At 48.0% G+C, this 13176-nt stretch carries 12 protein-coding genes; all 12 read right to left on the bottom strand.

Annotated elements, in window-relative coordinates:
* Positions 1-3 precede the first annotated feature (3 nt).
* Positions 4-318, bottom strand: coding sequence for a hypothetical protein (locus DSZ37_RS03530; RefSeq protein WP_242978556.1), 315 nt, complete (start codon positions 316-318; stop codon positions 4-6).
* Position 319: 1 nt separating this feature from the next.
* A complete protein-coding gene (locus DSZ37_RS03525) occupies positions 320-2062 on the bottom strand; it encodes an FtsK/SpoIIIE domain-containing protein (protein ID WP_109725581.1) in 1743 nt (580 codons plus the stop codon).
* Complete coding sequence (locus tag DSZ37_RS03520; RefSeq protein WP_109725580.1) at positions 2059-5310, bottom strand: FtsK/SpoIIIE domain-containing protein; 3252 nt, start codon at positions 5308-5310, stop codon at positions 2059-2061. The genes DSZ37_RS03525 and DSZ37_RS03520 overlap by 4 nt, the downstream gene beginning before the upstream one ends.
* On the bottom strand, positions 5307-6761 hold the full coding sequence (locus tag DSZ37_RS03515; protein ID WP_109725579.1) for a hypothetical protein: 1455 nt from the start codon (positions 6759-6761) through the stop codon (positions 5307-5309). Before DSZ37_RS03515 ends, DSZ37_RS03520 begins: the two co-directional genes overlap by 4 nt.
* A gap of 72 nt (positions 6762-6833) precedes the next feature.
* Positions 6834-7130 carry a WXG100 family type VII secretion target gene (locus DSZ37_RS03510; RefSeq protein ID WP_109725578.1) on the bottom strand — a complete coding sequence of 99 codons (297 nt, stop codon included), beginning with the start codon at positions 7128-7130 and terminating at the stop codon, positions 6834-6836.
* 18 nt (positions 7131-7148) lie between these two features.
* Positions 7149-7490 carry a hypothetical protein gene (locus DSZ37_RS03505; RefSeq protein WP_109725577.1) on the bottom strand — a complete coding sequence of 114 codons (342 nt, stop codon included), beginning with the start codon at positions 7488-7490 and terminating at the stop codon, positions 7149-7151.
* A gap of 19 nt (positions 7491-7509) precedes the next feature.
* Positions 7510-7827 carry a hypothetical protein gene (locus DSZ37_RS03500; RefSeq protein ID WP_109725576.1) on the bottom strand — a complete coding sequence of 106 codons (318 nt, stop codon included), beginning with the start codon at positions 7825-7827 and terminating at the stop codon, positions 7510-7512.
* A gap of 3 nt (positions 7828-7830) precedes the next feature.
* On the bottom strand, positions 7831-9348 hold the full coding sequence (locus tag DSZ37_RS03495; protein ID WP_109725575.1) for a tetratricopeptide repeat protein: 1518 nt from the start codon (positions 9346-9348) through the stop codon (positions 7831-7833).
* A gap of 60 nt (positions 9349-9408) precedes the next feature.
* A complete protein-coding gene (locus DSZ37_RS03490; RefSeq protein WP_109725574.1) occupies positions 9409-9747 on the bottom strand; it encodes a DUF6572 domain-containing protein in 339 nt (112 codons plus the stop codon).
* A gap of 17 nt (positions 9748-9764) precedes the next feature.
* Positions 9765-11501 (bottom strand): polymorphic toxin-type HINT domain-containing protein, encoded by a 1737-nt coding sequence (locus DSZ37_RS03485; RefSeq protein WP_109725573.1) that lies wholly within the window; start codon positions 11499-11501, stop codon positions 9765-9767.
* 45 nt (positions 11502-11546) lie between these two features.
* Entirely contained in the window at positions 11547-12038 is a 492-nt protein-coding gene (locus DSZ37_RS03480) for a DUF6560 family protein (RefSeq protein ID WP_347504375.1), read from the bottom strand.
* Complete coding sequence (locus DSZ37_RS03475; protein ID WP_109725571.1) at positions 12031-13149, bottom strand: hypothetical protein; 1119 nt, start codon at positions 13147-13149, stop codon at positions 12031-12033. The genes DSZ37_RS03480 and DSZ37_RS03475 overlap by 8 nt, the downstream gene beginning before the upstream one ends.
* Between the last annotated feature and the right edge of the window lie 27 nt (positions 13150-13176).

Here is a 13176-nt window from a genome sequence, read left to right as displayed (position 1 = left end):
TTTTTACTGTTCCCCTCCCTGAGGATTCTGATTAAAGGCGCCCAGCTCCTCATCGAGCTGGAGGTATGCGTCCTTGACGTCCTTTATGATGCTGTCACAGATGGTATTGAGGATAGTCTCGATACCTGTGACGTTTTCCATAATGTGGCTCGACTCCTGCTCATAGGCATCCTTGCCTGCTCCCTGCCACTGACGGAGGAGGGTATTGTTTATATCGTCGAAGTCGTCTTTTATGGACTGGAACTCCTCGATAGCTTCCTGAGCCTGAGTCTCGAACTGTACGAATTTCTCGATATCTGCGGATACAAATTCTGACATATCAATCATCCTTTCCGTATTTTATGAATTTAAGTTTCATGAGTTTATCTGCTTCTATGTCGTAGCTGTAGCCGTCGCCCAGCTCGCACTTTGCGTAGTCCTCCTTGAGGGTCTTTACGTCCATGTTTCCAAAGACTGTCTTCTGACCTCTCTCGCCTGCGAATTCTGCTATATTGTCCAGCAGGAAGGCATAGGACACATTGTTGTTGAAGAAGGAATTCTGCTCGCCGTCGCTTATCTTCTGAACGTCCGAGAATATGAACAGGAAGCCTCTCTCCTCCGCAACTGCTGTGAGCTGAGGAAGTATGGAGTTTATGAACCTCTTGCCCTCGGGGGTGTTAAGATAGACCAGCTTGCTCTGGATAACGAACACCGTGAACGGTGTATCCTCCGCGCGGCAGTCGGGAATATTCTCATACTCCTTTTTCAGCGCGTCGCTTACGCCGTAAATGCCTGCAAGGAACCTCTTATCAAGCTCGATATAATTCTCGTTTAGATAGAGGTAAAACTGCTGTATGGGTGAAAGCTTTCTGTCCTTGACCTCATTGCCGTCCTTCAGCGGAAGGTCACGCTTTTCAAAGCTGTTTATGAGCACACAGTCGCACTGACTGCTGTACTTTTCGTACAGGGGCTTCAGCTGGTTCCTTCCGTCATCGAAGAGCACCATCCTCAGCTCGTCCGCCTGCTCCACAAGTCCGTCAAGGAGAAGCTTCAGCAGGTTGGTCTTGCCGAACTCCTTTTTGCCGTATATAGCCACGGTGCTTGTTCTGGCAAGGTCAATGGTCACGGGGCAGAAGTCAACATAGTCAAGTCCCACGCTGACGGGGCATACCTTTTCGACTTCGTTTTCCGGCTTCTGTGCCAGCTTTTCGTACTCCTCGCGGGTCAGCTCCTTGGGGAAGGTCAGGTAACGTCTGACGTGCCTGCGGTATTCTCCCGTTTCGCTGTCAAAGTCGTATTTCTTTGCCAGTCCCTGTCCGAAGGTGACATTTTTTCCGTCGGGGTCAGCAGAGGTCTGTGCCTTGAAGCACTGCACCTCATAGGGCAGGTTCATTTTGAATGTACCTGTTATCTTCTCGGGCTTTATGGTGACATTTGCGAAGCCGTGTCCCGGGTTGTTGCCCACAGAGCCTGCCTTGTCGTTGAATATATCAAGATACTTGTCCGCAGGCATCTCAAAGGCTATCTTCTGTCTGAAGCTTCCCATATAGGAGCCGAGACCCTTTGTCTCGCCTGCTGTGACAACTATGCTTATGCCCTTTGAGAGGCCGTCACGGCAGAGCTTTTGCAGCTTTTCCTGATAAGCAAGATAGCGCGACTCCTCTGTAAAGGCATTGAGATTGTCGATGATGAATGTGGTATGTATGGGCTGGTCCTCGGATACCTCACGGTAGTTCCTGCCGCCCAGAAGCTTTATGTTCTCCTTGAGGATATTGTCCATTATCTTGAACACTCTCTTGACGTACTCCTCGTTGGAGTTGTCGAAATACGCCGACACCAGCGGCATATCGCGGTAGTCCGAGAGAGCGCCGCCGAAGTCGAGAATGAATATCCTCTCCTCCTTCTCGTTCATACGCTTGTGGAGTATGTTCACAAGGGTCTTGAGAAAGGTGGTCTTGCCGCTCATGGATGCACCGAAGACCATGACATTTGAGTCGAGAAGGTCAACGTTGAAGTCGGGCTGGAGCTGGATTATGGGTATATCGAATTTGCCAAGAGTGCAAACTATTTTCTTTCTGCTCACTCAGTTCCCTCCCATTCAGAGCTGTCCATGATGACGCTGGGAAGCGGCGGCAGGAATATCTGTCTCGGCTTCTCCATATTCTTTCCGATGTCGATGATAGTGTTTACTATGAATGCGAGCTGTGTATCATGCTCGCTGACATTGGCGCTCTTTTTCTTCTCGATTATATTGTCCTTCTTTGATGAATAGAAGTCCTTGTTGAAGCGTCCCGAATTTGGCACCTGCGTAACATTTACCGCAGGCTCGATGTTCAGGTTCTTGTTTGCGCCCGTGTATGCGGACTGGAAATACTCGAACCTGCTTCCCGTACCTACCAGCAGGTAAGCACGGCCGTTGAGGGGCATGGTGGGAGCCGCCGCAGCAGGGCTTCCCAGCATTTCCTTTGAAGCCTGCTTCGTAGCTACCTTCAGACATACTCTCGCCTTTGAGTTTACGCGGATATCGTCCGTGATAGCACCCTCGATATTCTGGGATACAAGTATGATATGGAAGCCCAGTGTTCGTCCGACACGGGCGATTGTGGTTATCTCGGCAATGAAGTCAACGTCGTCGCTCTCGCTGGAGAAACGCTTCAGCTCTGTGAACTCGTCTACTACCAGTACCAGATGTGACAGTGACGGCAGGTCGGAAACGTCCTTTTTCAGCATTTCCTTCTGCTTGTCGTTGAGCTTCTTGGTCAGGCTCTCTACCTCTCCGCTGCGCTCCGGGTCATCCGAAAGCGCCTTTATCTTTCTGATAAGACGGAGGGCTCTTATGTAAGCGTCGGCAGTATCTACTCCGAAGCTTGAGAGCAGGAGCTTACGCTTCTTTATCTCCGCATTGAGAGTCTCAAGGAATCGCTTGAGCATATATGCCGCTGAGGTTCCCTCGTCCTCGCCTGCGGTATCTGTAACTACGCCCACACAGTGAGGAAGTCCGCCAAGACGGTCGGAGAAGCCTCCGCCCTTCATATCTACCAGCATGAGGTTGAGGTCCATAGGCGAATACTTCATGCACAGTCCTATGAGATAGGTGATGATGGTCTCGGACTTACCCGAGCCTGTTGTTCCCGCCACCAGCATATGCGGACCGTCCGCCTTTTCATAGAGGTCAAGGCACATGGCACCGTGCTCGTTCTTTCCTATGGGAACTCTCAGGTTCCTTGTAACGTCGTTCTTGTCAACGTTCTGCCAGCTCTCTCTGATGCTCTCCTTTACCTCGCCGTTCTCCACCTTTTCGGAGTTATAGCCGTAGAGCTCGAAAAGAGTTACCATTGATGGAACCTTTCCGTTTTCGGCTATACGGGTATAGTAGATAGCGCTGAGCTGCTTGTACGCAAGGGCGAACCTGTCATCGTAGCTGTCGGGTCCGAAGATGAACTTGTTCTGGAAATACTTATACTCGATGAGGTTGTCCGTATCCTTTACCTTGTTGCGGTCGTTCTTGTCCTCGCTGAGGACGTTGAGGGTCTCACGGCTCAGCACGTTATAGCGCAGGCTGACCTTTCTCTCGCCCTCGTTGTCGTGGTCGATATTGATAATGTTGCCGCAGTATTTCGGCAGCTTGTCCTTAACGGACTGTATGAATATGAAGGTAAGTCCCAGTGAATTAACATAGGGCTCGCCCTCCTTGGGTACCTCGGGGAGGAACTTGGAGAAACCTGTCTCCTTGATGTCGTAATCGTAGAACACCACGCAGACTACCTGTGTCAGCTTTGAGTTATCGGGAGCGGAATCGTCACTGTCCGCACCTGTCTGATTGCGCTCGTTCATAAGGCTGAGGAGCTGTCCGAACACAACGCCCGAGCTGTCCTTATCAAATACGAACTGCGAGATACCGTCGAAAAGCTCGTTGGTATGGGGCAGGTACTTATAGTTTCGGAGTATATCGTTCTGCTTCTCGGGATCGCTCTCCTTATCGAAAAAGAACACGAACTGAAGGTCCTCGGGTGAGTGATAGTATGCAAGCTCGAAAACGACGTGCTGAATGAAGCTGTGCGAGGTCTCGGAGTTGTCGGAAATAACGCCAAGTGCGCCGCAGTTCTTGAGGTCAATGAGGAGAGGAGGCTTCTTGCCCGTATCGCTCCTCAAATAGTTGAAGCCGAGTACCTCTCCGCCGTTCTTGCTGTCAACGCCCTTATTGGCAAAGTTGTATGCAAGGTCGGTGAGGAGGAACTTGTTTCTGTTCTGCTCGTCTATCTCCTCTGGAGACATCTTTTTCAGCTTTCTGTTTTTCTTTGAAGTCGGCACGATGATATCGATACCGTCGTTGCTCTTCTTCATCTTATAGTAGATATCGTAGTAGATATTGTCCTTTTTCTCAGCCTTTATCTCGAACAGAGGCTTTACCTCGTCGGAGGTGCCGAGAGATATCTTCATGAAGTCGTTATCGTTCTGTGAGCGGGCGAATATCATGCCGTTTATCTCGGCTGTGTTCTTAAAGAGCTTGTCCATTGAGGGGTATACGCTGTTGAGGTATACGATATCGCTCTCCTGCCACTCCTTGATGGTGTGGATTATACGGGAGATGTAGTTCTCGTAGTTCTCCTTCCACTCGGCAAGGTTCTTCTTGTACTCGCTGCGCTTCTTCATGTAATTATAGAGGGTGGTAACGAGGGAAACGATACCCATAGCTCCCGACATCAGGAGCATGGTGTTGCCCATTGCTGCCGAACCTCTTGCGAATTTCATTATGAGGAAACGTGCGCCCACCATACCGCCCGTAGAAAGTACCGTCGGGATAATGACGTCGAGTATGGACGACTTATCCTTTGAAGGCATATCATTTGGAGGGATGATATCAACAACAGATGCTTCGATAACATTGAGTCTTCGGGTACTGATATTGTATTCGAGGGAGTCATTCTCCCTGAGGATATAGCTGCTTTCCTCCTCGGCGAAAAGTCCCGAAGCCCTGACTGTCCTGTCCATGGTTATGAGCAGGCAGCTCGAGGTAACGAAGCCAAGTTCATCGAGCCCCATGTCGTATATGCGCTTCTTCTCGTCCCCCTTGCCGACAGTATCATTAAGGTCGATAACACTGTGCTTGCCCTTTGCTGTGTACAGCACCTGTATCTCCTTGCGGGTCTTTATGTATCTCTCGAATAGCTCAGAGCATTCGTCCATGCCCTGAGCCTTTTTCAGTCCGTAGTATAATGATTCTAAGAAGGCTTTAAGTGTAATGTCCTTCAGCACAAGGAATGACAGCTCTCTGTTGTTCCCGCCGCCGAACTCAAACCTTGCGGATATCATTATCTCATTGTTTTTCATACTTCTGTTCCTTTGATATCATTTTTGAATGCGGAGAGAACGCTGTCCTGAAGACCTTTCAGGTCCATGGACTTTATCTTCTCCGTCTTTGAGATTATGCTTTCCTGAAGGGCGGATGTGTCCCTCTTTTCAAAGCCTGCCATGAAGTTGAGCTTGCTGAAGTCCAGTCTGTCGCCGCTGATTATCTCAGGCTTTCTTATCTCAGCCTTTACCTCGGGCATGGACTTTACAGTGAACTCGTGCTTTACGGGGCTGACATTGACGCTGAGCCTTATCTCGGGCATCTCGGGAGCATTGAAGCTTCCTATCTTCACCTCGGGACGGCTGCTCTTGACGAGATTCGGAGCCTTTATCTCAGGCATCTCGAACTCTGCGCTCTTTATCTCGGGCACAGCCTTTTTGCTGACCTTGGCACTTACCTCGGGCTTGTGGAAGTCCACAAGCTTCAGTGCGGGCATAGTCTCCGGCATATCCAGCTCTGCCCTGACTGCCTTAGCCTCAAAGCTGCTGAGCTTCGGAGCTGCCGCGGTCACTGTTTTCAGCTCGGGACGGCTGAGTGCAGGCATTGCAAAACGTCTGCCGTCGTACTTCCTGACGGGACGGCGCTCCAGCTTGGGCGCACCGAGCGCAGCAAGTCTGAATTCTGCCGCAGGAACTGCTGTCTTTGCAGGCACACTGAGTTTTACGGCTGATCTCTCGGGCATTGTGACTGCCGACGAGAATACAGACGCCTTTTCGGGCATACTGATCTTTACAGCCGCTCTCTCGGGCATGCTGACAGCTGATGAGAATACCGAAGCTCTTGCAGGCATATCAAGCTGAACAGCCGACAGCGCAGGCTTCGCAAATTCTCTTGCGGTCATGGGAGCGATACTTGTCTTTTTCAGCTCGGGGACCTTTCTTTCAGGGGCTGCAAAGCTCCTGATATCGAATTCAGCCACGGGCTTCTTGGTAAGCTCTGCCTTTCTCTCAGCCACTGAGGAGTCAAAGCTTCTCTGTGCGAAGGCACGGATGGCTTTCTTGGAAATACTGATATTTCTTGTATCAAGTCTGCCTGCGGAAGCTGCCTTTTCAGCGAGACTGCCGCCCAGCTCCTTGTTGAGACCTGCACGGTCCATGATATGAGCTGTTGCCTTGATAAAGCCTGTGATATCGGTCTTTGAGATGGTCCTTGCCGCATAGAGCTCCGTATCGGGGACCTTAGCCGCCGTCTTTTTAAGTTCTATCCTGCCTATTCCCTTATTCTCAAAGGGAGCAAGTTCGGGAGAGCTTATTTCTCCGATAGGGCGGAGAGACGGTGTGAACTTCTTTATTTCAGCACTCTCCATCTTTTCTACCTGCTCAACGAAAGCGAGACGCTCCTTATAGAGTCTGAGCTCCTTCTCGTAAACCTCAAGCTGCTTCTCCGTCATGAAAAGCTTTTCTTCTTCACTCAGTATTTTAAAAGCCATGTTCTACCTCCGAAAACGTAATAAGTGCAGCCCCGTGATCCATAGTGGTACGAGGCTGCACATACGGATCTCTTAGCCGCTGATGCTTGCTGCGATCTGAGCGTCAACATCCTCGAACTGCTGTCTGTTCTGCTCGAGGAGATCTGCCATACCCTTGATAGCCTCTGAAAGGCTCTCTGCTGTAAAGCTCTTGATGTCGCCATCGATAAGGGTCTGGAATGCGTCCTTAGCTTCGCCCTCCATGTCAGCGATAGCACTTGTAAGTGCGCTGATAAGAGCGTCGCCTGCTTCCTGATAAGCCTGTGAAATGCTGTTGAGTTCCTCAACAGCGCTTGCTACTGCTTCATTAACTATTCTGCAACCTGCCATTTTTAATTACCTCCTTGATTAGTTACCTTCGCCGCTGCTGCTGTTCTGTGTTCCGAGCTGATCATCAAGACCGTCGCCGTCCTTCGGGATAGCGTCGTTGATACCGTTGATGATGTTTCTGAGAAGCTCGATGATGTCCTTTACAGACTGACCTGTAACAGGCTCGATAGATGATGTATAGAAGGTCTCAAATCCTGTTGCAGCGCTTCCGCTGAAGCTGCCGGGGATAAGATTGCTAACTACTGTGTCGAGTCTTGTGTAGAGATTATCTGTTGCTGACTCATACTCCTCAACTGCACTCAGTGCAGCAGAGATCATCTCTGGTGTGATGTTGACTGTGCCGGTACTTCCCATTGCCATAATTTTTTCCTCCTGTTAATTAAAAATTGATGCTTTCTACAAGCTCATCATATTTGTCGAACACTCTCTGATAATATGGTGTCGATATGATATCGTCGAGTGTCCTTGACATCTGGTCTATCACGAGAATAAGGTCGTCGATCGGCTGTATGAGAACATCTTCCGCCGTTATCTCAATCTCGTGACCTGCGGGCGTGTCAAGCGCTGTGGTGATGTCACTGTACATCTGCTGCAGCTTTTCCTTTAGTGCTTCCGCCCTTGTTTTCAGTCCAGCCATACCTTCAGCTGCATCACTAAAGGCATCACTGTTCAGTTTGATATCCTGATCCAAGCTCAATAATTACTCACCTCCGCCTTTCGCCTCCTTGATCTTCTCAAGGAAAGACTTCCTTATTTCAGGTGTAAGCAAATTACAAAGCTGCTCTGCCTCCCCGTACTCTCCTATATCGGTGTAGCACTGTATACGGAATGTTACAGCAGCTATATCGGCGGGATCCTTGATCATAGCATTTCTGAAGAACTTAATGACCTCCTCATACTTCTGCTTGTGATCCTCGGTGCCGAGCTTCATGCAGGCATTTGCCTCGCTGTAGATTCCTATATATTTGTTGTGAGTGCTTTCGCTGCTCTGTAATTTTCTTGCATAATCAATGACTCTCCTGAAGTCGCTCTTAAGAGTATAAGCTCCGACATAGAGTCTGTTGATCTGATCGATGTTATCGGGAGTAAGCTCATACTTTTCATTCTCGTCAAGCTTGTACTCCTCCTCGGTGCTGCCGTTCTCGGTGTCCTCAAGAACGGTGAGGTAATCTCTCTGACCGTCCTCATCGGGCTCGATGCTCTCGGCAAGCTCCTCAAGGCCGTATTCTCCCAGTTCGTTCTCGATGCGGATCCTGTCGTTCTCGATCATCTCCTCAATGTCGTATTCAGTGAGGGAAATCTCGCCGTGATCCTCGGGAACTATCTCAAAGCCGAGATTGTATGAGGATACAGGGTTAAGTGCAGCATTCAGACACGCAATGGTCCTGTCTGCGTCCTCAAGCTGTAACCACAGCTCAGCCGAGCTTATGTATGTCTCAGTTACCTCCTTGACAGAGGGCTTGAGAGTTTTCATTGCCTTGACAAGAAGCGCTAGAGCCTTCTTCATATGATCCCTGTTCTTGTCATTTCCATAGTTCTGGAGCTCAAATGTAACGCAGTCCATGTAATAGTCCATAGAAGGCACAGAATACTTTGCTGCGATCTCCAGTTCACGCTTGGCAGCCTCAAGCCTCTTTGCCTGACAGAGAAGCTTGAATGCGTACTGATAGCCGACGTATTCCGAAGGAGCTATGAGCTTCATCTGATTGCAGACCTCAAGTCCCTTCCTGATCTCGTTCTTCATGCCGTAGATGATAGCCTTGCGGCGCATGATGTCCATATCGATGCCGATCACTGCCTCAGCCTTGCTGAGATTAACGAGAGCGTCGTTGTACCTGCCGATATCAAAGCAGATGATACCGAGAAGGTTGTACAGCTGCACCGTATTCTCGGGAGTACAGCCCAGCTCCTCAGCCTTGGCAAGGTTCTTCACAGCCTCTCCTGCCTTTTCTGCCGAAGCATAGGCGTATCCGAGATTGAAGTACCTGTTGCCGTTGCCTGTGTCGAGCTTGACCGCCTTTTTGTAGTAGTCGATGGCGTTGTCGTAATCTCCCAGCGACATACAAGCGTTTGCAGCGCACTGATATGCGTCGGGGTCCTTTGAAGCGAGCTGTATTGCTTCCTTTGCTAAATTGAGAGCCTCACGGTTCTGACCGTTCATGAACGCAAAGCGCGAATCGGCCATGAGCTGCTTAGCCCTTTCCTGATTTGATGTCATTTATTCGACTCCTTTCGGGTTAAAAAATAATATCGTTTTCAAATAAGCATCTGCAATATTTTACTTTTTTTCGTTATATTTTTCTACAAACCAATCTATGTGAATATTAGATTTCTGCAGTTTCAAATTGACATTCCTAATAAACTTTTCACATAATTCTGTTATCTCACACACAAAAAATATCTTAATCAAAAAATTCTCAAATTTCTTATCAGGATATGTTTCTTGATACTGTTTGCTGTCAACATACCAAATATATGTGTTTAATTTATCCTGCAGCATTACCAAATGATCATATTCAAACTTTCCTTCGAAATCCAAATGATCATATAATTGCATTATAAGGGTGTTATTTTCGTATGCAACGGAATCAATTGTATCTTTTTCAGTAATAGCCATTTTTATCTCCTTAACCTTTATTCACTTCTTACTGTGTTAACTGTAGTGCCCTTAGGTATTATTGTACCTGCATCTTCGCCGCTTACTATCATTAAATCTTTATTTGTAACTCCATCAGCAAATCCGTTTGCGATCTGATTTCTTTGATAAGGCGAATTCTGTCCAAGTTTATATTCGTTTATTTCCAGAACGCCATCCTCATTGACAAATAAATCATCCAGATAATTTCCACCTCTTCTCATTGGATTACCATTCGAATCGAGTGGTTTAACTCTTACTTGTGATTGAGCAGTTGGATTTTCTGCAGCAAGCTCTTCATGTTTTTGCCTTTCAAATTCATGACCTAACCTTTGACGCTCTTGTATTTTCTGCATTTTATCAGGAGAATAGTTTCTAGCATTATGTACAAGCACGCCATTCTCACCTACATGGTAAGTATGGAAATCTTCAACCTGGAAGTTATATACTGTTGTAGGTTCTTCTGTTATTTCGATAGTTATTTCTTCAATAACAAGAGTCTTGCCGTTGATATCGAGAAGCTTATCACCTACATTCAGCTCACCTGCTTTAACAAATCCCTTCTGCTGCACATAAAACGGATGAGTCTCTGTTGTGATAAACTCTTCTCCGCTTATAACTATGTGATAAAGCTTAGGATCAGTTCTGACATAAGTCTCGACAACGGTTTTAGCAGCAACTTTCATTGTTTCCGGATCAGTTGCGATGACCTTGTCTCCTGCCTTGATATTCTCAATTGCAACAAGTCCGTTCACAGTTGCTACAAGCGTTCCTGCAACAAAGCAGGTATTGCCGTGAGCTTCTGCCGACTTATACAAGCTGCCGGTAAATACAGCTGTAAGGCCGATCACAAGCTGTGCAGAATTATAAAGCTTGCTGGAATGACAGGTCTTATTGAAGTTAATGACCGCATCAAACAGCGGATTGCCAAATCCAAGTCTTGTAAGCACCTGAGCGCCCATAGCGGCCATATCAAAGCCCATCATGCCAAGAGAGATTATTCCTGATGTCTTAGCAACTGTCTGTACAAGACCTGCTATTTTACATATACTGTGGGTGGCACCCAAAGCTGAACCTGCAAATCCGACTGCACCGAATACTCCTCCGAGAAGACCGCCTGTGACGGCACCACTGAACGCTCCCTGCAGGATATCCGAGAATGAACCTCCGCCAGCCCAGGCCGCAAGTCCTCCCATCAATGCTCCCGACAAAAAGCCTTTGATTATTCCGACACCTATCGCCATTCCAAGCGCCTGAGTTCCCGGAATACATATAAGAACAATAGCAACGATGCATTCCAGCACCAGAAGAACAGCTTTAATATCTTCCCAGTGCTCTTTACACCATTCACCAATATCTTTAAGATCATCAAGGAATTGTTCCCAGCCGCTCTTTTCACAGTCAGGCTTCAGGTAAGGATACTCATCATAGAAGTCATCCTTGCTCTGGGTAATGGCATCTGCCGCATCCTCGTCAACGCTTACGACCTCATCGATGAAGTCCTCGATATCGTCTGCGATATTCTCAAGGGCATCAATCTTATCCTCCTGAGTATCAGTTGACGAGCGAAGTGAGCTTATGGTATCTTCGAGACTGCAAACGTCTCCGTCAACTTTCAGAGCGCTGGTTATAAGCGAACTAAGGTCCTCCTTGAATGTATCTACTGAGCTTCTGGCGTTTCTCACCAGCTCGGGCAGATCATTTATCTTATTTGCGAATAAGGTTATTGTTGCCAAACTTTTATCATCCCTTTTCTGAATCCTATCATGAATTTTTTTCAGTTATTTTTCTTGAGAATATTTTTTCAGTGTAGCTGCACAATTCTTTGAGATAGCTGAGGCAGCAAGCTCTCCTGCGCTGTGTCTGTCCAGCAGATATCCGCACATTTCCTTAAAGCCCTTCATGCTTTTCATAAGCTCTATCTCCCTGTCATCTGTTCTGATGATCACGGTGTATCTCGGACCGTATTTGATACTGCTGTTTTTTGAGCAGACAACTTTGCGGATATCGCTGAGTGTGAACTCGTATTTTCTGCCAAGCCTTGTCCTGAGTTTCAGGCTGTCGCCGTCCACTTTCACACCGAAAAGCAGTGTGGAACAGATCATGGCAGCCGCCATCAAAGACAGATACACCAGCATCACAATGGCGAGCAGCTTCTGCACGCCCATTACCAGCAGCATAATTCCGAATGCCGCAAAGAACCCCCATGCAAGAAAGAAAATTATCATATCCGATTTAGGATATCGTACTGTAAATTTACTGTTATCAGTCATCATCGTCATCTGTATCGGGGAAGAGTCCGAACCAATCCTTTACATTACCGATAGCTCCCTTAGGGAACTCAAATCCGTAATCCCAGACTCCGTCAATTACTTCTGCACCGAGTCCTTTAAGGATAGTTTTCAGACTGACTCGTGTATTATTGTTCAGAGACCGTCGCATCTGGGTCCTCCATACATGGCGCCAGCTTCCTCTGCCCTTGTTGATGCCTTCGATCTTCAGCGGCCATCTGTCAGCCAGTTTATTTGTTATTCCCGCCGAAATACTTCCCACACCGAATGAGAATACGGCATCGAAGATGAATTCGCCGACGGACATACGATCTCCCTTGATAATAATATCGCCGAGATCAGTTATCATAGTTGCACCCGAGTCGCCTATGCCGCCGATGAGCATTGTTTTGCCCAGTGAAAGATCAACGGAGCCTGCTGCTGAAAAGACGTGTCCGAGACCGCCTGCGATTATTCCCGAGATGGCACCTCCGAAAGCGCCCTCCTCAAGTCCCTGCAGGAACGAGCCGCCCGTGAGCTTACTTATCACGCCGCCCGAAATACCGCCTACAATGGCACCGATCAGAGCGCCCTTTGCCATAGCCAGCAGTGCAGCCATAGGACCGATAGCGGTTCCGCCCGTTGCCACGATGATAGCAACTGCCACAATAACTATGACAACAGTGACGATAGCTTTCCAGTGCTCTTTGCACCATTCGCCGACTGATGCAACGCCGTCGCAGAAGCTCTCCCACCAGCTCTTCTCTTCCTGTTCGCATTCGGGTCTGAGATACTCATAGGTATCATAGAAGTCCTCTTTGCTGGTAGATATAGCCTCAGCCGCATCATCGTCTATCTCAACGACTTCGTCGGCATAGTCCTCCACATCATCTGCGATATCTTCAAGGGTATCTATCTTATCCTCCTGAGTATCGGTAGATGATCTGAGTGAACTGATAGTTTCTTCAAGGCTGCACACATCACTGTTAACATTGAGGGCACCCGTTATAAGCTGTGCGAGTTCTTCCTTATACGAGCTTACCGAGCTTTTTGCGGTCCTGATTATCTCAGGAAGGCTGTTTATTTTATTCGCATATAAGGTAATAGTCGCCAATCTATTCTCATCTCTTTTCTCATCATT

The sequence above is a fragment of the Ruminococcus flavefaciens genome, from assembly GCF_900116855.1.
Classification (GTDB): Bacteria; Bacillota; Clostridia; order Oscillospirales; family Ruminococcaceae; genus Ruminococcus; species Ruminococcus flavefaciens_R.
This window is presented reverse-complemented; position numbering and strand designations above follow the sequence as displayed.

What these genes read in the sequence shown, in the direction of transcription:
- DSZ37_RS03515 (WP_109725579.1), bottom strand. Translation starts at nt 6,761, where the DNA reads ATGGCTTTTAAAATACTGAGTGAAGAAGAAAAGCTTTTCATGACGGAG.
- DSZ37_RS03510 (WP_109725578.1), bottom strand. Translation starts at nt 7,130, where the DNA reads ATGGCAGGTTGCAGAATAGTTAATGAAGCAGTAGCAAGCGCTGTTGAG.
- DSZ37_RS03520 (WP_109725580.1), bottom strand. Translation starts at nt 5,310, where the DNA reads ATGAAAAACAATGAGATAATGATATCCGCAAGGTTTGAGTTCGGCGGC.
- DSZ37_RS03530 (WP_242978556.1), bottom strand. Translation starts at nt 318, where the DNA reads ATGTCAGAATTTGTATCCGCAGATATCGAGAAATTCGTACAGTTCGAG.
- DSZ37_RS03480 (WP_347504375.1), bottom strand. Translation starts at nt 12,038, where the DNA reads ATGACTGATAACAGTAAATTTACAGTACGATATCCTAAATCGGATATG.
- DSZ37_RS03495 (WP_109725575.1), bottom strand. Translation starts at nt 9,348, where the DNA reads ATGACATCAAATCAGGAAAGGGCTAAGCAGCTCATGGCCGATTCGCGC.
- DSZ37_RS03490 (WP_109725574.1), bottom strand. Translation starts at nt 9,747, where the DNA reads ATGGCTATTACTGAAAAAGATACAATTGATTCCGTTGCATACGAAAAT.
- DSZ37_RS03505 (WP_109725577.1), bottom strand. Translation starts at nt 7,490, where the DNA reads ATGGCAATGGGAAGTACCGGCACAGTCAACATCACACCAGAGATGATC.